The organism is Scytonema sp. UIC 10036, assembly GCF_009725235.1.
On the sequence record NZ_WJFC01000046.1, the window covers coordinates 34,263 to 54,501 of the forward strand.

Sequence of the window (20,239 nt, forward strand, 5' to 3'; positions counted from 1 at the left end):
GAGTTAACTGAAAATTAATAGCAACAAGTTAGAACCAAGACCTGCGTGGCTATCTGGGTGGTTGCGCTATAGATTCTGTAAAGTAACTGTTGAGGTTTATCAGAGAAAAATTTTCCAAACATTAATTATGAAGGCTTAAAGGCAGTGTCTCTTCTCAAGAGAGGGTTGAATTTGTCATTGAGCTTGCCCTGTTTAACCATTGAAAGCGTATATCTGATTGCTTGAGGCAGAAAATGACTCAAATTTTCAATAAATTACAAAACATTTCCCATCAGTATGCGACAATTGTTGATGTTCTGCGCGATCGCAGTTCCAGAACACCGCACACACAAGCATTCACCTTCCTTGAAGACGGAGAGACTTTAGAATCGACGCTGACTTACCATGAGTTGGATCGGCGCTCTCGGGCGATCGCATCTCAACTCCAAGACTTGGGGTTAAGTGGTGAACGTGCTTTACTGCTGTATCCGCCCGGTCTAGATTACTTAACGGCATTTTTTGGTTGCTTGTATGCAGGAGTCGTAGCGGTTCCTGCTTACCCGCCGCACAATCAGCGCAACACCCCCAGAGTACAGGCGATTGTCTCAGATGCACAAATTCGTGTTGCGCTAACTACAACCACTCTGTTGTCTAAATTACAATCTCTGCTTGCTCAAAAAACGAATTTAAAGGATTTGCGATGGCTAACGACTGACAACCTAGCACAGGAAATAGAAGACTCTTGGGAACATCCTGCTATTCATCAAGATTCTCTAGCCTTTCTACAATACACATCAGGCTCTACAGGAATGCCGAAGGGAGTGATGGTGAGTCATGGCAATTTGCTACACAATTCGGAGTACATAAAGCAAGCGTTTGAACTCACACCAGAAAGTGTGTCCGTTACGTGGTTACCTAGTTTCCATGATATGGGACTGATTGATGGGATTATCCAACCCTTGTATACGGGATTTCTGGGTGTTTTGATGCCGCCCGGAGCTTTTATTCAGAGACCAATTCGATGGCTTCAAGCAATTACGCGTTACAGAGCAACTCATTGTGGTGGTCCCAACTTTGGCTACGAGCATTGTGTTAACAAAATTACTCCAGAACAACGGGAAACTCTTGACTTAAGCAGTTGGCGTAGCGCTTACAGTGGAGCAGAGCCGATTCGCCAAGAAACCTTGGAGAAGTTTGCAACATTTTTCAAACCCTGTGGTTTTCAGTCTAGCTTTTTCTATCCCTGTTATGGTATGGCTGAAGCCACTTTGATGGTTTCAGGCGGTGATGTGAAAGATGAACCGATTTACTGTACTGTTCAAGCAAATGCTTTAGAACAAAACCAAGTTGTGGAAGCATCTGAAAATACCGAGAATGTTAGCCATTTAGTAGGATGTGGACATTCGTGGCTGGATACAAAAATTGTGATTGCTGACCCAGAATCACTAACTCTGTGTGCTTCTGACAGAGTGGGGGAAATTTGGGTATCAGGAGCGAGTGTTGCTCGGGGTTATTGGAATCGTCAAGAAGAAACGGAACAAACCTTCCATGTCTACTTGCAAGACACAGGAGAAGGACCTTTTTTGCGAACTGGGGATCTAGGCTTTTTGCACAATGGAGAGCTTTTTATCACCGGGAGAGCCAAAGATTTAATCATTATCCGGGGTCGCAACCTCTACCCACAGGATATAGAACTGACAGCTGAGCGCAGTCACTCTTCATTGCGTTTAAGTAGTAATGCTGCTTTTTCCGTGGAAGTGGGTCATGAAGAACGGCTGGTTGTGGTGCAAGAATTGGAGTTTCGCGCTAAACCGAATATTGATGAAGCGATCGCAGCAATCCGTCAAACAGTCACCGAAGAACATGAGGTGGAAGTGTATGCGGTAGTGCTCATTAAACCAGGTAGTATTTGCAAAACCTCTAGTGGTAAGATTCAACGCCGCGCTACTAAAGCAGATTTTTTGGCTGGCAAATTGGATGTAGTTGGTAGCAGCATCCTCAAAACAGCTGATGTTGAAACCCAGGAAAATAGGTTGCAACGCGACGCTCTCTTGGCGCTTACCCCACAAGAGAGTCAGCCGTTGTTAGAGTCCTATTTAGTAGAACAAGTAGCGCGTGTGCTTTCAATCACACCGCAATCCGTCAACTCTCAACAACCACTTAGTACTTTAGGACTCGATTCTTTAAAAGTTTTTGAGTTAAAAAATCGAATAGAGGTTGACTTGGAAGTGACTGTATCTGTTGCTGATTTCTTTGAAGGCTTGAGTGCGCGATCGCTTTCCATCAAAATACTTGCTCTTCTAACAACAGAGGCTGATAAACCCTCCGTTTCTCAAGTGCAAAAAACTACTTCCTTTCATCCTCTCTCTTTTGCCCAGCAGCGATTGTGGTTTATCAATCAACTAGCTCTGAACTCCCCTGTATATAATATTCCTATCATTATTAACCTAACAGGACATATTAACGTAGCTGTACTAGAGAAAAGCCTAAACGAAATCATCAGACGCCACGAAGTTTTACGGACTAACTTTATAGTCAATGAAAGCAAACCCGTTCAGGTTATCAAATCAGATGTAGCTTTAACTTTGTCAGTTGAGGACTTGCGAGAATTATCAGAGAGCGAGCGCACAAAAGAAGTACAACGTTTATCCACTCTCATCGCTCAACAACCCTTCGATCTGTCGAGGGAACCTCTTTGGTGTGCAAAACTTCTACGAAACGCCGAACAAGAGTACAAACTACTCCTGACACTGCATCATATTATTGCAGATGGATGGTCTACAAAAGTCCTTATTAAAGAACTAGCAGCACTGTATGAAGCATTCTCGCAAGGAAAACCCTCTCCACTTCCTGAATTACCCATTCAATATGTAGATTTTACTTATTGGCAGCACCAGTGGTTACAAAGCGAGCAAATTCAACCTTTGTTAGAGTACTGGAAGCAGCAGTTAAGTGGAAATTTGCCAGTATTGAACTTACCGACCGACCGACCGCGATCGCCAGTTCAAACCTTCAATGGTGCTCAAGCGAAATTAGTTCTGTCTCAAACTCTGACAAAAGCACTGAAGAAACTGAGCCATGAAGAAGGCGTAACCTTGTTTATGACCTTGCTTACAGCCTTCAAAATCTTGCTTTATCGCTACACAGGGCAGACTGATATTGTAGTCGGTTCGCCAATCGCCAGTCGTAACCGAGCAGAAATTGAGTCATTAATAGGATTTTTTGTTAATGTTTTGGTACTGCGTACAGACTTTTCTGGCGACCTGAGTTTTCAGGATTTGCTAGCGCGGGTGAAGTCAACAGCTTTAGAAGCTTATGTTCATCAGGACTTACCTTTTGAAAAATTAGTAGAAGAATTACAGCCAAACAGAGACTTGAGCTACAATCCACTGTTTCAGGTGATGTTCGTTCTTCAAAATGTGCCAAAACCCAATCTAAGTCTATCGGATGTATCAGTGACTTATGAAGAAGGTTACAACGGCACATCTAAGTTTGATTTGACATTGTTCATGGAGAATTCCGAGCAAGGTTTGGTTGCGACTTGTGAGTACAACACAGATTTATTTAATCCAGATACCATTACCCGGATGCTGGGACATTTCCAGACTTTACTGTCAAGCATAGTTAGCGATCCCAAACAACGTATTTCAGAATTGCAATTATTAACGCCACCTGAAGTACAGCAGTTACTAGTGGAGTGGAATGATACCAAGAAAGAATATCCACAAGATAAGTGCATTCATCAACTGTTTGAAGCCCAGGTAGAGAAAACGCCGTCTGACATTGCTGTTATCTTTGAAAAGCAACAAATAACTTACCGAGAGTTAAACAACCGAGCAAATCGGCTGGCACGCTACTTGCATCAGCTAGGCGTGAAGCCAGATGTTATGGTTGGTATCTGTATGGAGCGTTCTATTGAAATGGTGGTAGGATTACTAGCCATTATGAAGGCAGGGGGTGCTTATATGCCCCTAGATCCAGCCTATCCGAAAGAGCGCTTGGCTTTTACTTTGGCAGATTCTCAGGTATCGGTATTGTTAGCACATCCTCATTTAGTTAATGACTTACCACCAAATTCGGCACAACTAGTATGTATAGACACCGACAGTACAGCGTTTGCTGATTACAGTGCAGAAAATGTAGTCAGTAATGTGAATCCAGAAAATTTAGCCTATGTAATTTATACATCTGGTTCAACTGGGAAACCCAAAGGAGTACAAATTCCTCACGGTGCTGTGGTTAATTTCCTAAGTACCATGCGTCAAATCCCAGGACTCGCTAAGGAAGATATTCTCCTATCTGTCACCACGTTATCTTTTGACATTGCAGCACTAGAATTGTACCTGCCACTGATTGTTGGCGCTCGTTTAGTATTAGTTAATCAAGAGGTGATCGCCGATGGCACTCAGTTGTTAAAAGAATTAGTCTCCAATGATGTAACAGTTATGCAAGCTACCCCTGCTACTTGGAGAATTCTGGTAACTGCTGGGTGGCAAAGCCAGAATAGCATAAAAATTCTTTGTGGTGGTGAAGCCCTCGACTCTTCACTTGCTCATCAATTGCTAGAACGAGGTCAAGAAGTGTGGAACTTATATGGACCGACAGAAACCACTATTTGGTCTGCTGCACTTCATGTAAAATATAAAGAGCAACAGCAGGCTGTTAGCTCTATTGGTTGTCCCATTGCCAACACCCAGTTCTATATTTTAGACTCACATCAACAATTAGTTCCTGTTGGAGTTCCAGGTGAATTGCATATTGGCGGTGTTGGACTGGCGCGAGGTTATTGGAATAGACCTGAGTTAACTGGAGAAAAGTTTATTCCTAGTCCTTTTGAATCAGGAAAACGTCTTTATAAAACTGGAGATTTGGCGCGTTACCTAACAGATGGCAAGATTGAATTTTTGGGCAGAATTGACCATCAAGTGAAAATTCGCGGTTTCCGTATTGAACTAGGAGAAATTGAAGCTTTATTAGAGCAACATCCACAGGTACGAGAAACGGTAGTAGTAGCTAGAGAAGATATACCAAATGACTATCGTCTAGTTGCATATCTAGTTACTCATGAGAATGCTAAGCTTTCTGTAAATGAACTACGGGGATTTCTTAAACAAAAACTACCCGAATATATGCTTCCTTCTGCCTTTATCGGGTTAGATGCTTTACCTTTGACTCCTAATGGCAAAATAGACCGTCGTGCTTTACCAGCACCAGACAATCAGCGTCCAGAGTTAACAGCGACTTTTAAGCCACCCCAGTCTGAAATGGAACAGCAGATTGCCAAGTTTTGGCAAGAAGTGCTGCATCTAGGTAAAGTGGGTATTCATGATAACTTTTTTGATTTAGGCGGGAATTCATTACTGATGCTTCAAGTTAATAACAAACTGCGTACAATTTTGCAGCAAGATATATCAGTAGTGACGATGTTTCAGAACTCAACTATTTACTCTTTAGCGCAATATTTAAGTCAAACAACAGAAGAGAAATCTATTTTTGAACCGATGCGCGATCGTGTGCAAAAACAAATAGAAGTGCGTCAGAAACAAAAACAATTACTTATGAGGAAATCAAGAAATAATTCTCGCTGATGTTAAGTGGCAATTTTGGAGTTTATCAATAATGCTTTCTATCCCTCCTCGTCCTTGGCAGCTATTAGTAATTTCTGCTCAGACTGACTCAGCACTAAAAACTGCTACTGTAAACCTTGCAGATTATTTGAGACAGCATCCTGACTTAAGCCTTGCGGATGTAGCTCATACATTGCAACGCGAACAACAGGCTTTTAAGCATCGGCGGATGGTTGTTTGTCAGGATATAGAAGATGCTCTAGTTGCACTTGAAGATCCCAAGCGGATACTTACCAATATCCAAGAAACAAAAGAACGTCCTCTAGCCTTTATGTTTCCTGGACTTGGTACTCATTATGTAAATATGGCTTGGGAACTTTACCAAGGTGAACCAATATTTTGGGATCGAGTTGACTACTGTTGTGAATTTCTTAAACCGCTTCTCAATCAAGATTTGCGAGATATAATTTATCCTAAAAGAGCTTCTCAGCAAGACCAGCAGTTGTCTCTAGAAAATTCTGAAGGCTTAGATTTACGAAAAATGTTAGGTCGCAGCCAGACACAAGCGGACGCTTTGACTGTGGCTGCAACATCTTTACTCAATCAAACTCACCTCGCTCAACCAGCCATTTTTGTGATTGAATATGCCTTAGCGCAGCTATTGATATCCTGGGGAATTCGTCCTCAAGCAATGATAGGCTATAGCATAGGTGAATATGTAGCAGCAACTTTGGCAGAGGTTTTATCTTTAGAAGAGGGTTTAACACTGATTGCTGCAAGAGCGCAGATGATTCAAAAATTGCCAAGTGGAGCAATGCTTGCAGTTCCACTTTCGCAAACAGAGATATCTTCCCTACTCAATGACAAACTCTCACTTTGTGCGGTCAATGGCCCATCTATGGGTGTAATCGCTGGTGAAACCGATGCTATAAAAGCTTTGGAACAACAGTTAACTAAAGAAGGTTTAGCTTGTCGTCGTCTAGAAACTTCTCATGCTTTTCACTCTCACATGATGGAGGGTGCTGCCTCTGATTTACATAAGTTGGTAACAACATTTAACCTGCAAGCCCCAAAAACTCCTTATATATCTAACGTCACAGGAACTTGGATAACAGCAGCATCAGCTACAAATCCCGATTATTGGGTTAAGCATATGTGTCAACCTGTATTGTTTGCTCCGGGTATACAAGAATTGTGGAAAAAACAATATCCAATTTTGTTGGAAGTAGGCCCTGGACAGACTCTAGGTAGCTTTGCGCTGCAATGCATAGAAGATAATCCAGCGGTAAGTCAGATTATCTTACCCACTCTCAGATATTCCTACGATAAAAAACCAGATCTGGCATTCTTACTGAAAACATTGGGTAGGCTTTGGATAGCAGGAGCACACATAGATTGGGCGGGATTTGTATCGGCTCAAAAAGTATGCCAAGCTTAGTTCCTTCGTCTGAATTACATAGCTAATATTAAGACATCCACGATTATGTTATGTCAGAAAAACTAACAGTACCGAAACCTACACTTTCTACAATCGATGCAGGAGCTTTGATTGTTGGAATGGTGGTGGGTGTAGGTATTTTTGAAACGCCAACTTTAGTAGCAGCAAATGCCCAAGATGCTGGAGTTACGATATTTGCATGGTTTTTGGGCGGAGTCATGTCTTTGATTGGTGCTTTGTGCTACGCAGAGCTAGCCACAGCCTATCCGGATGCGGGTGGTACATATTATTACCTGATGCGGGCTTTCGGTAAGAATTTAGCCTTTCTGTTTGCTTGGGCGCGGATGGCGATAATTCAGACAGGCTCGATCGCCCTGCTAGCATTTGTATTTGGTGATTATGCTTCCCAGATGTTACCTTTGGGGGAGTTTTCTTCAGCCTTGTACGCCAGTGGAGCGATCGCACTCTTGACAGTCATAAATTTACTGGGTTTAAAGCAAGGTAAACGGGCGCAAAACTGGTTAACAGTAGCCAAAATTTTAGGATTACTGTTGGTGATTGTCGCTGGAATCGTTCTTGCAACAACCCAAGGTGGGAATGAAGCGATGGAGCAAAGCACCAGCCTTGCGAATGCATCTAGCAATCAAACAGGTAATTTTGGTTTAGCGATGGTATTTGTCTTGCTTACCTATGGCGGTTGGAACGAAGCTGCATATATTTCCGCCGAAGTGCGCGAAGCAAAACGAAATATGGTATTGGTATTATTAGGAAGTATCATTATCATCACAGCCATATATCTACTAATTAACTTTGCTTACTTGCACGGCTTGGGACTAGTAGCAATGCAAGTGTCCAAAGCACCAGCAGCCGAATTAATGCGTCGTGCCTGGGGAAATAGCGGTGCAGTCTTTGTGAGTTTCCTAATCGCAGTCTCTGCCTTGGGTACAGCCAATGCTACTATTTTTACAGGAGCGCGGACTAACTATGCTTTAGGGCGAGACTTTCTAGTGCTGGGATTTTTGGGCAAGTGGGGAAAACGCACTTCCTCACCTAGCAAAGCCCTGATTTTGCAAAGTGCGATCGCCATCCTCCTGGTAGTCTATGGTGCAATCCAACGTAAAGGCTTTAGCACAATGGTAGATTACACTGCACCCGTCTTCTGGTTTTTCTTCCTACTCTCAGCAGTCAGTCTTTTAGTTCTACGTTTCCGAGAACCAGAAACACAACGTCCCTTCCGAGTCCCTCTCTACCCTGTGATCCCCTTGCTTTTTTGTGCAATTTGTGGATATATGCTGCAATCCAGCCTTGCTTACACGGGTTCCGGCGCACGTCTGGGAATCGTAGTTTTACTTACAGGCATACCTGTATTACTGCTTAACTACCGCATTTCCAGTAGTCAGCACCATTCAAATATCAGAGAAAAGAAAAAAGTTTAAATATTTTCTTGCATCAAGTCACATTCCTAATAGGAGACAAATATCTAAATATCATGTTAGCAAACTCACTTTTAAAAATCTTTCTTGTCACTATGAGTGTAGGTAGCCTCTTAGTTGCAGGCTGTACCCAACAAACAACTTCCGAATTCAACACCAATCCTGCAACAACAAACTCCAATACGGTAGAAGTTCAGCAATCGACCCCCGAAAGTCTACCCAACAAAGGAGATCCAGATTACCTAGATGGTGCATTTTACGAACCCACACCTCAAGCAATAGTAGATAAAATGCTGAAAATAGCAAAGGTAGGCAAGGATGATATACTTTATGACCTTGGTAGCGGCGACGGTAGGATTCCCATCACTGCGGCGAAAAAGTTTGGTGCTCGTGGTGTCGGTATAGATATCAACCCAGAACTTGTCAAAACAGCAAATGAAAACGCTAAAAACGCGGGTGTAACCGATAAAGTCAAGTTCCTTCAGCAAGACATTTTTAAAAGTGACTTCAGGGATGCAACAGTCGTGACTCTGTACTTGGATGACGGAGTTAACATAAAATTGAGACCACAATTATTTAAGCAACTTAAACCTGGTACTCGTGTAGTATCTTTCCAACATCATATGGGAGACTGGGTAGACTACGAGCATATAGAAGAAGCTGATTGTCAGCCAGAAGATAATTGTAGTTTAGAAGATAAACATAGTGTAATTTATATGTGGAAGATTCCGGAAAATGTGCCAGAAAATTTGCGACCCGATCCTAACATCGATTCCCAGCGTCTTAAATAGCAAGGTTTTTGTACTACAGGGGTAATGTGACCCAAGTCAAACTGTTGGCGTTTTTAGAGGATGATAAATTGAAGTTATGAACATTCAAACAGTAGGTGTTGTCGGTGCAGGCGTAATGGGGATAGGGGTTGCACAAAACCTCGCTCAAACAGGTCATCAAGTTATCCTGGTAGATATTTCAGAAAATATCCTAGATAAAGCTAAACACGAAATTAGGAATAATATTCGCTTTCAAAGTTTTTTCAAAAAAAGCGTAGGCGAAGCCCGCCAAAGGCATCGCAAAGAAAATCCAGATGATATCATAGAAAAAATAGAGTTTTCTACAAACTATAAAATTTTAGAAAATGCAGATTTTGTAGTTGAAAATGTCACCGAAAAATGGGATATTAAAAAGCAGGTATACTCACTACTAGATTCTATTTGTCCAGCAGATTGCGTATTCGCTGCTAACACATCAGCAATTCCTATTACCCGCATTGCTTCAGTTACAAAACGTGCTGATAAGGTTGTTGGTATTCACTTTATGAATCCTGTACCGATGAAGCCAATGGTGGAGATGATTCGTGGCTACCATACTTCTGAGTTAACAATTGAGACAGCAAAAAAAATGCTAGCTCAAATGGGAAAAGAATGCATCATTGTGAATGATTCACCCGGTTTTGTTTCCAACCGCGTGTTAATGTTAACTATTAACGAAGCTGTTTTTCTGTTACAAGACCAAGTTGCGACAGCAGAAGATGTAGACAAAATCTTTAAAGGCTGTTTCGGTCACAAAATGGGTCCTTTAGAAACAGCAGACTTGATTGGGCTAGACACCATTTTATTTTCTATCGAAGTCTTGTACGAAAACTTTAACGATAGTAAATACAGACCATGCCCCTTACTCAAAAAAATGGTGGATGCAGGATTGCATGGTAGAAAAAGTGGTAAAGGATTTTACGTATATCAATAAATAGGAATAATCTCAGAATCATGAACGAAATTCAAGCTAGAATCAAAACTTTCCTGTCAAAATTTTTCGGCAATCACGATTTACAACCAGATGAAGACATTTTTGCTCTAGGTTTTGTCAATTCCATGTTTGCCATGCAACTTGTTTTATTCGTAGAGCAAGAGTTTCAGATATCTATTGAGAATGAGGACTTAGAATTTGAAAATTTCCGGACAATAAATTCTATTACCAATTTAATAGAACACAAAACTGCTATTATTGTACAGTCATAAAATAGAAATTGCCATTTTCTAAGGCATAAATGGTACTATGAAACTAGAAATATCTGCTCAACAAAAAAACGATCAAGCTGAATTTAGAGCTTTTGTTAATCAAGAAATATGTCCTAGTGCTGGCGAATGGGATAGGAAAGAATTTACTCCACCAGAACTAATTAAAAAAATAGCTCGACTTGGTTTTCTCGGTGCCATATTGCCCCAAGAATATGGTGGTAAAGGAATGGACATGATTACCTATGGCATACTCAACGAGGAAATTGGACGCGGATGTTCTTCGGTACGAAGTTTACTGACAGTTCACAACATGGTTTCCCAAGCGGTGTGTAAATGGGGAAATAAATCTCAAAAAGAGTATTGGCTTCCCAAGTTTGCATCAGGAGAAATCATTGCTGCTTTTGCATTAAGCGAACCAAATGTAGGTAGCGATGCTAAAAGTGTAGAAACAACAGCAACACTTGCTGGTGATGCTTATGTCTTAAATGGGCAAAAGAAATGGGTTACCTATGGGCAAATAGCAGATGTCTTTTTGGTCTTTGCCAAATGCGAGGGGAAAGCAGGTGCTTTTGTAGTTGAAAAAAATAGCCCAGGACTTTCAGTAAAACCGATGTCTGGTATTTTAGGTATAAGGGCTTCAATGACTGCAGAATTGCATTTTGATAACTGTCACGTTCCTCTAGAAAATTTAGTAGGTAAATTAGGCTTTGGATTCTCCTACATTGCTTCTTCTGCACTGGATTATGGTAGATATAGCGTAGCAACAGGTTGTGTAGGTATTGCTCAAGCTTGTTTGGAAGCTTGTGTTAAGTATACAAACGAGCGAAAACAGTTTGGTGTTTATCTTAAAGAACATCAATTAATTCGCCAAAAGATTACTCAGATGATAACTAACGTGAAAGCAGCGAGACTGTTATGTTATCAAGCTGGTTATCTCAAAGAGATTAACAATCCCAACTCAATTATAGAGACTTCTATTGCCAAGTACTTTGCATCCACAGGAGCGACTAAAATAGCAAGTGATGCTGTACAGATTCACGGTGGTAACGGTTGTAGTAGTGAGTATCCCGTAGAAAGATATTTGCGCGACTCGAAAATTATGGAAATTATTGAAGGTAGTACTCAAATTCAAGAAATTACTATCGCAGAATCAGGTTATCAAGATTATCTTTTATCCAATGTTCCTACTGTTAAGGAAAAGAAATTAGCAGAAAGTATTTAAATTATGATTAATACTAAAGAGCAAGACGTAAATAGTAAAATAAAGATGAAAATTTGATTAAATGTGTCGTTTGAGATTTAGATAGTACTCTATGGTATGGAGTTTTGCTGGAAGATGAAAAGGTTTATTTACGATAAAAAGATTAAACAACGATTATTTGCTTTTTTTTCTTCTGTTTAAGACATATTCATACTTTCAATTAGAACGCCGAAATTCAAGAAATTAAGTAGAACGGTGTAAATAAACCAAATGTAATGAAAAGTAAAGTTGCCTAAAGACCTCTTCCCTTCTGCCTCCTGCCTTGTTATAACGACGATTTTTAACACCGACCTACTTGCCACCACCAAGTCAACAATTGAAACAGTAAATTCGACTTTGAACCAGTAATGATATAGGTGTTTTATGAAAACTCACGCTGTTGAAAAAATTTTGAGAATCAAAAATCCTAGTAAAAAGCAATTTTTAGAGATGTGGAAGAAATATCAACCTTTTATAATTGAAGATGTCTCTACACATTGGGATGCTTGTAATAAATGGTCTAACAATTATCTTCGAGAACAATGTGGAAATAAAATAGTGTCAATACAGGTTCGTGATAAAGACTTTTTCTATAATGATAGAAAATTTGCTAATGGTGAAGGCTTTGTCAATAGGAAAGAAATGAAGTTTAGCGAGTACATTGACTATATAGAAAATGAAGTTAATGGAAAAAACAATAATCATGATTTAGGATTTTATTTAGGTGAAGGACCTTTTGAAGAGTGGTTTCCTGAAATTGTTGGAGATGTAACTTATCAAGGATACTTCAATAGGAAACCATTTGTTCAGTTTTGGTATGGTTGCTCAAGTAAAGGTCATACTTCAACTACTCCCCTTCACTTTGACGGAATGCATAATCTTTTTGCTCAAATTAGAGGTAGAAAAAAATTGCTTTTATTTTCTCCTTCAGATTATTTGTCATTCTATCCATCTATTGAGGATAGCACTGGATATGCACATCATAGTAAGGTACTTCCGCATCTTTATGATTTAGAATTATTTCCCAAATTTCCTTGGCAAGACAAAATAGAAGTTATACTTCAACCGGGAGAAATACTCTACATACCAGCTTTTTGGTGGCATCATGTTACAGCAGTAGATGAAAATATATCATTATCTTTTTTTTACGATTTTAAAATTCAAGATTTTTTCATGCAAAAAAAGCTTTTATCAACTGTTCTAAATATTGCACCTCATTATCTTTATCATGCAACCTCTTCTAAAGAAAGTTTATCGAATACTATAGCCCTAATTAAAAGTTGGATTTTACCTACGAATTTTACAGATACCCTAAAATAAGTAAGCAATTATGGAAGCTAGTACTCAAATTCAATAAATTACCATCGCCGAGTCAATAATTGAAATAGCAAATTCGACTTTAAACCATCAATGATGTACTTACCAGAGGAAATAAATCTTAAAAATAATATTGGCTTCCCAATTTTGCATCTGGAGAGATAATAGCTGCCTCTGAGTCAGGCTATAGAGATTATGTTCTTTCAAGCGTCTGTTTCTATAGGCTTGAAAAATAAACTAGTAGAAAGGATTTAAGCTATGATTAGTACTAAAGAGCAGGACGTAAACAGTAAACAAAAAGACAAAAAAAACATTAAATGTGTCGTTTGGGATTTAGATAATACCCTATGGCACGGAGTTTTGCTGGAAGATGAGAAAGTCTCTCTGCGAGAAAATATAGTAAATTTGATTCAGACTTTAGATAATCGTGGTATACTACAATCTATAGCTAGTAAGAATGAACACACTGCAGCAATAGCTAAACTGGAAGAGTTTGGTTTAAAAGAGTATTTTTTATATCCACAAATAAATTGGAACTCTAAAGCTAGTTCCCTGAAAGAAATTGCTAAGTTACTGAATATTGGTCTGGATGCGATCGCCTTCATCGACGACCAATTATTTGAACTAGAAGAAGTAAAGTTTTCCTTACCCGAAATTCTTTGTATTAACGCAGATGAGATAGGAACAATTTTAGATATGCCTGTCATGAATCCCCGGTTTATTACGGAAGATTCACAGATTAGAAGGTTGATGTATATTAGTGATATTGAGCGTCAAAATGCAGAGAAAGAATTTGTTGGCACAGCAGACGAATTTTTAGCTACTCTCAAGATGAATTTCACTATATCTTCTGCTAAAGAAGAGGATTTGCAACGTGCAGAAGAGTTAACACTAAGAACTAACCAATTGAATACAACTGGTTATACTTATTCTTACGATGAACTGAATCATTTTCGCTCTTCAGAAAACCATAAACTGCTGATTGCCAGTCTGGAAGATAAGTATGGTAGCTATGGGAAGATAGGTTTAGTTCTGATTGAATGCCAAGCAGAAATATGGACAATCAAGTTGTTGCTGATGTCTTGTCGGGTGATGTCGAGGGGAGTTGGGACAATTATGTTGAATCATGTCATGAGGCTGGCTCAAAACAATAATGTTCGTCTTTTAGCAGAGTTTGTATCAAATGATCGCAACAGAATGATGTACATATCTTATAAGTTTGCCGGGTTTAAGGAAATTGAGAAGAATGGCAATTTGGTAGTTTTTGAAAATGATTTAATTCGGATTCAAGATGTGCCAGGATACGTAAATTTTCAAGTGATTGATTAAGCTATTATATTGAATTCAATTTTCTCTGAAGATCCGCTGAATTTTGGTGAAACGAACCACAGAAGCCAGAAAACACAGATGGAAAGAGCAGATAATGATTTAGAGTCAATAGTTTGAAGTTAAGAAAAGCAATAAAGGTTTAATGATTATGAATAAGCAAGATGAAATTGATAAAAATTATGAGTTAATGGAGGGAGTTGCTATTATCGGGATTGCGGGGCGTTTTCCTGGAGCCATCAGCGTAGAGTCTTTTTGGCAGAATTTACAAGATGGGGTGGAGTCATTATCTTTATTTACAGATGAAGAGTTAATTGCTGCTGGTGTACCTGCAGCGTTGGTAAATGATAGTAATTATGTGAAAGTTGGTGGTATTTTAGATAATATCGATTTATTTGATGCTGGATTTTTTGATTTGAATCCGAAAGAAGCGGAAGTCACAGATCCTCAACATCGCCTGTTTTTGGAATGCGCTTGGTCGGCTTTAGAAAATGCTGGTTATGACTCAACTAAGTGTGAAAGCAGGATTGGTGTTTATGCTGGTGCTAGCTTAAATAACTATTTCTCTTTTGATTTAAATCACGACCAATTAGGGTCTGGGGAATCATACCAAAAGTTGATTGGTAATGATAAAGGATTTCTCTCAACTCGTGTTTCTTATAAATTAAATCTTACAGGTCCAAGTATTACAGTTCAAACGGCTTGTTCTACATCATTAGTTGCTACTACCCTCGCATACCAAAGTTTGCAGAATTATCAATGCGATATGGCTTTGGCTGGAGGGGTTTCCATTCGATTGCCACAAAAAACTGGTTATTTGCATGAACCAGGAGGGCCACTATCACCTGATGGTCATTGTCATGCTTTTGATGCCAAAGCACAGGGAACGACCATTGGTAATGGTGTAGGAGTTGTTGTTCTCAAACGAGTTAAAGATGCGATCGCTTCGGGTGATTGCATATATGCTGTGATTAAAGGTGCGGCTATCAATAACGATGGTGCGATGAAAGTTGGCTATACAGCGCCTAGCGTCGATGGACAAGCAGAAGCGATCGCCGAAGCGGTAATGCTAGCAGAGGTAGAACCGGAAACAATCAGCTATATTGAAGCCCACGGTAGCGGTACAGCTTTGGGCGACCCGATAGAAATTGCCGCGCTGACCAAAGTTTTTCGTGCCAGTACTGAGAAAAAGAATTTCTGTGCTGTTGGTTCAGTCAAAACCAATATTGGTCATTTAGATGCAGCAGCTGGAATTGCAGGATTAATCAAGACTGCTCTGGCTCTAAAACATCAATTGATTCCACCAAGCTTAAACTTTGAGCAGCCCAATCCTGAAATTGATTTTGCTAATAGTCCTTTTTATGTCAACACAAAGCTAACGGAATGGAAGAGCTCAACTCCACGTCGTGCTGGTGTTAGCTCTTTGGGAATGGGGGGAACAAATGCCCATATAGTTATGGAAGAAGCCCCAACACTTCCAGCTTCTAGTCCTTCTCGTCCTTGGCAATTGTTGGTACTCTCTGCAAAAACCGAGTCTGCGTTAGCAACTGCTACGCAAAATCTTAGCCAACATCTGACGCTACATCCCGATATTAATCTTGCAGATGTCGCTTATACTTTACAAATCGGACGCAGAGACTTTAGTCATCGGCGAATATTGATTTGCTCTGATGTCCAAGACGCAATTCGGGGATTGAATCAATCAACCTCACAACAAGCTGTAACTCAATTGCAAGAGTCAGGAACTCGCTCCGTTGCTTTCATCTTTCCTGGGGTAAATGCGTTGTATGCAGATATGGGCAGAGAACTCTACGAAACTGAGTCAGTGTTTCGCGCCCAGGTAGAACGGTGCTGTCTCATATTAAGACCACATCTAGAGTTAGATTTGCAATCCGTAATTTATCCTAACGAATCTGATAAGGAAACCGCACTAGAGAAACTCCAACAAACTTGCTTTGCTCAAAGCGCACTGTTTGTCATTGAGTATGCCTTGGCTCAATTATGGATGTCGTGGGGTATTTCGCCTCAAGCAATGATTGGACACGGTATCGGAGAATACGTTGCTGCTACTTTAGCCGGAGTTTTTTCTCTTGAAGATGCCTTGGCACTAGTGGCGAATGAGTTTTCCACTGAGTTGTTACAAAAAGTTCAACTCAATCCTCCGACAATTCCATTTATATCTAATGTTAGTGGAACTTGGATTACTCAAGCTGAAGCAACAGACCCTAAATATTGGGTACAACCACAGCAACCAGCACATTTTAATGAAAGAATTACCGAGTTACTCAAAGACAGTCAGCGAATTCTACTAGAAGTTGGTTGTGGAGAGACTTTGAGTACTGAAGAATTGACTATACTAACCTCAATACCCCATCCTCACGAGCAGCATTCAGATGTAGCATTTTTACTCAATACCTTGGGTCAACTTTGGATGATGGGAATCAAGATTGATTGGTCAGGTTTTTACGCCAATGAATACCGTCATCGCCTCCCCTTACCAACCTATCCTTTTGAGCGTCAGCGTTATTGGCTGGGGCCAAATCGAAATACAACTATAGCAATCAAGTTGCAAGAAACCTTAGAGTTAGGCAAACAACCAGATATTGCTGATTGGTTCTATATTCCTCGCTGGAAACAGTCCACACCTATTCAGCTTTTCCAAAAGGAAAAACTGATAGAACAAAAATCATGTTGGTTGGTGTTCGTCAATAGCTATGGAATAGGAACAGAGGTTGCCGAAAGTCTCAAACAACAGGGTCAGGATGTGATTACCGTCAAGATTGCAGATAATTTTGCCAAACTTGGTGAGTGTGCATATGCAATTAATCCCCAACAAAGGGATGATTATGATGCCCTGCTTCAAGCACTACAACGACAGAATTGGACTCCACAGGGAATAGCCCATTTTTGGAGCGTTACTCCCAGCGGTGCTTCATCTGTTCAAGAGCTATGTGAAGAAACACAGTTACAATTACGGTATCAATTTTTTGAAGATTGTCAAAACCTTGGTTTTTACAGCCTACTGTTTTTGACACAGGCCTTGGTGAAGCAGAATATAACCGACTCAATCAAGCTGATGGTTGTCACCAGCAATATACATGATGTAACAGGCGGTGAGAATTTATGCCCTGAAAAATCAACCATATTAGGTCCATGTAAGGTAATTCCACAGGAATATCCCAACATTACCTGTTGCTGTTTTGATATTTTACTTCCAGAATCTCAAACCCAGCTATCAAATAAATTCATAGATTATCTTATTGGAGAATTTGCAGCGCAGCCAACTGAAAACATTGTCGCCTACCGTGGTCATCATCGCTGGATTCAAACATATGAACCAATCCGTTTAGATAAAAGTGGTGTTAGTAGAAATAAGTTAAGAAAAGGTGGAGTTTATCTGATTACAGGTGGTCTTGGTAATATTGGGTTATTATTGGCAGAATATCTAGCTCAGACAGTACAGGGAAAACTAATTCTACTTGGACGAAAAGGTCTACCAGAAAGAGAGGAGTGGCAAGAATGGCTAGCAAATCATGATGAGGATGATAGTATTAGCCGCAAGATTCGCAAAGTGCAGTCACTTATAGCTTTAGGTGCAGAGGTTCTCGTCATTAGTGCTGATGTTGCTGATGAGAAACAAATGCGTCATGCAGTTGCGATCGCCACTCAACAATTTGGTGCTATTAATGGTGTTATCCATGCTGCGGGAGAGAAAGCAGGTTGTGTAATCATCGATACTTCCAAAGCCCAAGCACAATCCCAATTTAATTCCAAAGTTTATGGACTATTTGTTTTGGAAAAAGTCCTGCAAGGACAAGAATTAGATTTTTGTCAATTAATATCTTCATTATCATCTGTGTTGGGGGGTTTAGGATTTATATCCTATTCTGCCGCAAACATTTTTATGGATGCTTTTACCCATAACTATAACAAAACTAGCCTTTACCCTTGGAGCAGTTTTAATTGGGATGATTGGGTAATAGAAGATGAACAGCAAGATAAAAATGTGACGGACATATCTCATCAATCTTTATATAGATATGGCATGACATCGAAAACGAATAGCATAGATGCATTTGAAAGGCTACTATCTATGTGTGGATTGCCTCAAGTTGTTGTCTCAAGTGGAGATTTACAAGCTAGAGTAGAGGAATGGATTAAGCTGGAATCATTGCCAACCAGAGAATTATCAAATAGTGAAAAGTCATTCTTAAAACACCAAAGACCAAACCTGGGGGTTGAATATATTGCACCGACAAATAAATTAGAAGAGATGGTTGCTGACATATGGCAAGAAATTTTAGGTATCGAATCCATAGGAATTCACGATAACTTTTTTGAGTTAGGAGGAAATTCTATAAACGCGATTCAAATAGCAGCCAAAGCAAATCAATTAGGATTGAAGTTAACAACTCAACAATTCTTTGAACACCAAACAATTGCTGATTTAGTAACAGATATATGTATTAATCAAACTATCCAACCAGAAGAGGATTTAGGAACAAAAGAGTTAAACCTCACACCAGTTCAGCATTGGTTTATTGAACAAAACCAGCTTAATATAGATAGTTGTAACCAGTCTTTACTACTGGAAATACAACAGGTATGCAATCCGAATTTGTTAGAGCAGGCTTTACAGCATTTGATTCAGCATCACGATATATTTCGCCTACGTCTTGTCGAAAAAGAATTTGGCTGGAAACAAATTTATGCAAGTTATCATGGTAATATTGAATTGAAACGAGTAAATTTGTCTGCACTCACAGAGGCTGAACAAAAATTAGTTATTGAATCTGTCACTACGGAGCTAGAAGCAAGCTTAAACTTATTTGCAGGTTCACTTATAAGCTTTGCCTTCTTTGACTTAGGAACACAGTACCCTAGCTACCTGTTGATTACCATTCATCACCTTGCTGTCGATAATGTATCTTGGCAAATCTTCCTAGAAGACTTGCAAACAGCTTATCAGCAAATTAGTCAAAATCAAGCAATAGATTTGCCAGATAGTAAGACATCATATGTGCAATGGGCAGAACTTCTACAGAGGTACGCTCAATCATCAGAAATAATACGAGAGCAAGAATATTGGCTCCAAGAAATACAAAAACCATTCAAGTGCTTACCTGTTGACTATTCAACAGATGGAAATGTTACAGATAATGTAGATGTAGTATCAGTATCTCTAAATAAACAAGAAACAAAAGCTCTACTTGATGATATCCACAAAGCATATAATACCCAAATAAAGGATGTCCTAATCACGGCTTTGATAGAAGCTTTTGCAAAATGGACAGGAGAAAATAAACTGCGCTTAGATATTAAGACAAATAGCCGAGAACAAATTTTTAAAGATATAAATGTATCTCGTACTTGTGGCTCATTTACAACTTATTACCCAGTTATTTTGGACATTACAAAATGTTCTGACCTAGGGGATTCATTAATTACCATTAAAGATTACTTACGCAATATTCCAAATAAAGGTATATGTTATGGGATACTCAAGTATTTAGGTAAGGAAGTGGAAATACAATCAAAGCTGCAAAATTTCCCCCAAAGTGAGGTAAGTTTTGACTACCTCGGTCAATATGACAAAATGACATCAGCCTCGTCTTTGTTTAGTCTTCCTCAAGATTCTCAAGGTGTTAGCTACAGTAGACCAAAGAATCCAACTTATTTACTAGACATTACCGCAATTCTTGTCAAAGAAAAATTGCAGTTATACTGGACATATAACCGAAATACTCATCGACAAGAAACAATAGAAGCTCTAGCGGAAAATTTTATAGAAGCATTACATCGTCTCATTGCTCACTGTCAGTCTTTGGAAAAAGTTGTTTATACCCCTTCTGACTTTCCAGACGCTAACTTGAGCAAACAAAAATTAGACCAGTTTCTAGCAAAAATCAACCACAAAATTTAAA

The 20,239-nt window shown here is 39.6% G+C and carries 10 protein-coding genes; all 10 read left to right on the plus strand.

From position 1 onward, the window contains the following. Positions 1-233: 233 nt before the first annotated feature. Positions 234-5,567 (plus strand): non-ribosomal peptide synthetase, encoded by a 5,334-nt coding sequence (locus F7734_RS22070; RefSeq protein ID WP_155746674.1) that lies wholly within the window; start codon positions 234-236, stop codon positions 5,565-5,567. A 31-nt stretch (positions 5,568-5,598) separates the two neighbouring features. Beyond that, positions 5,599-6,984 carry an acyltransferase domain-containing protein gene (locus tag F7734_RS22075; protein ID WP_155746675.1) on the plus strand — a complete coding sequence of 462 codons (1,386 nt, stop codon included), beginning with the start codon at positions 5,599-5,601 and terminating at the stop codon, positions 6,982-6,984. Between the two features lie 50 nt (positions 6,985-7,034). Further along, positions 7,035-8,420, plus strand: coding sequence for an amino acid permease (locus F7734_RS22080; RefSeq protein ID WP_155746676.1), 1,386 nt, complete (start codon positions 7,035-7,037; stop codon positions 8,418-8,420). 53 nt (positions 8,421-8,473) lie between these two features. After that, positions 8,474-9,208 carry a class I SAM-dependent methyltransferase gene (locus tag F7734_RS22085; RefSeq protein ID WP_155746677.1) on the plus strand — a complete coding sequence of 245 codons (735 nt, stop codon included), beginning with the start codon at positions 8,474-8,476 and terminating at the stop codon, positions 9,206-9,208. Between the two features lie 76 nt (positions 9,209-9,284). Next, the gene (locus tag F7734_RS22090; protein WP_155746678.1) at positions 9,285-10,160 is read left to right on the plus strand and encodes a 3-hydroxyacyl-CoA dehydrogenase NAD-binding domain-containing protein; all 876 of its coding nucleotides are present in this window, start codon (positions 9,285-9,287) and stop codon (positions 10,158-10,160) included. A gap of 20 nt (positions 10,161-10,180) precedes the next feature. After that, entirely contained in the window at positions 10,181-10,432 is a 252-nt protein-coding gene (locus F7734_RS22095) for an acyl carrier protein (protein WP_155746679.1), read from the plus strand. Positions 10,433-10,469: 37 nt separating this feature from the next. Further along, positions 10,470-11,654, plus strand: coding sequence for an acyl-CoA dehydrogenase family protein (locus F7734_RS22100; protein ID WP_155746680.1), 1,185 nt, complete (start codon positions 10,470-10,472; stop codon positions 11,652-11,654). A gap of 402 nt (positions 11,655-12,056) precedes the next feature. Continuing rightward, positions 12,057-12,992 carry a cupin-like domain-containing protein gene (locus F7734_RS22105; protein WP_155746681.1) on the plus strand — a complete coding sequence of 312 codons (936 nt, stop codon included), beginning with the start codon at positions 12,057-12,059 and terminating at the stop codon, positions 12,990-12,992. 255 nt (positions 12,993-13,247) lie between these two features. Further along, the gene (locus F7734_RS22110) at positions 13,248-14,318 is read left to right on the plus strand and encodes an HAD-IIIC family phosphatase (protein ID WP_155746682.1); all 1,071 of its coding nucleotides are present in this window, start codon (positions 13,248-13,250) and stop codon (positions 14,316-14,318) included. A gap of 148 nt (positions 14,319-14,466) precedes the next feature. Further along, positions 14,467-20,238 (plus strand): type I polyketide synthase, encoded by a 5,772-nt coding sequence (locus F7734_RS22115; protein WP_155746683.1) that lies wholly within the window; start codon positions 14,467-14,469, stop codon positions 20,236-20,238. Position 20,239: the final 1 nt, after the last annotated feature.

Coding starts and splice junctions, on each gene's coding strand:
- F7734_RS22075 (WP_155746675.1), top strand. CDS start 5,599: ATGCTTTCTATCCCTCCTCGTCCTTGGCAGCTATTAGTAATTTCTGCT.
- F7734_RS22115 (WP_155746683.1), top strand. CDS start 14,467: ATGAATAAGCAAGATGAAATTGATAAAAATTATGAGTTAATGGAGGGA.
- F7734_RS22080 (WP_155746676.1), top strand. CDS start 7,035: ATGTCAGAAAAACTAACAGTACCGAAACCTACACTTTCTACAATCGAT.
- F7734_RS22100 (WP_155746680.1), top strand. CDS start 10,470: ATGAAACTAGAAATATCTGCTCAACAAAAAAACGATCAAGCTGAATTT.
- F7734_RS22090 (WP_155746678.1), top strand. CDS start 9,285: ATGAACATTCAAACAGTAGGTGTTGTCGGTGCAGGCGTAATGGGGATA.
- F7734_RS22085 (WP_155746677.1), top strand. CDS start 8,474: ATGTTAGCAAACTCACTTTTAAAAATCTTTCTTGTCACTATGAGTGTA.
- F7734_RS22070 (WP_155746674.1), top strand. CDS start 234: ATGACTCAAATTTTCAATAAATTACAAAACATTTCCCATCAGTATGCG.
- F7734_RS22105 (WP_155746681.1), top strand. CDS start 12,057: ATGAAAACTCACGCTGTTGAAAAAATTTTGAGAATCAAAAATCCTAGT.
- F7734_RS22110 (WP_155746682.1), top strand. CDS start 13,248: ATGATTAGTACTAAAGAGCAGGACGTAAACAGTAAACAAAAAGACAAA.
- F7734_RS22095 (WP_155746679.1), top strand. CDS start 10,181: ATGAACGAAATTCAAGCTAGAATCAAAACTTTCCTGTCAAAATTTTTC.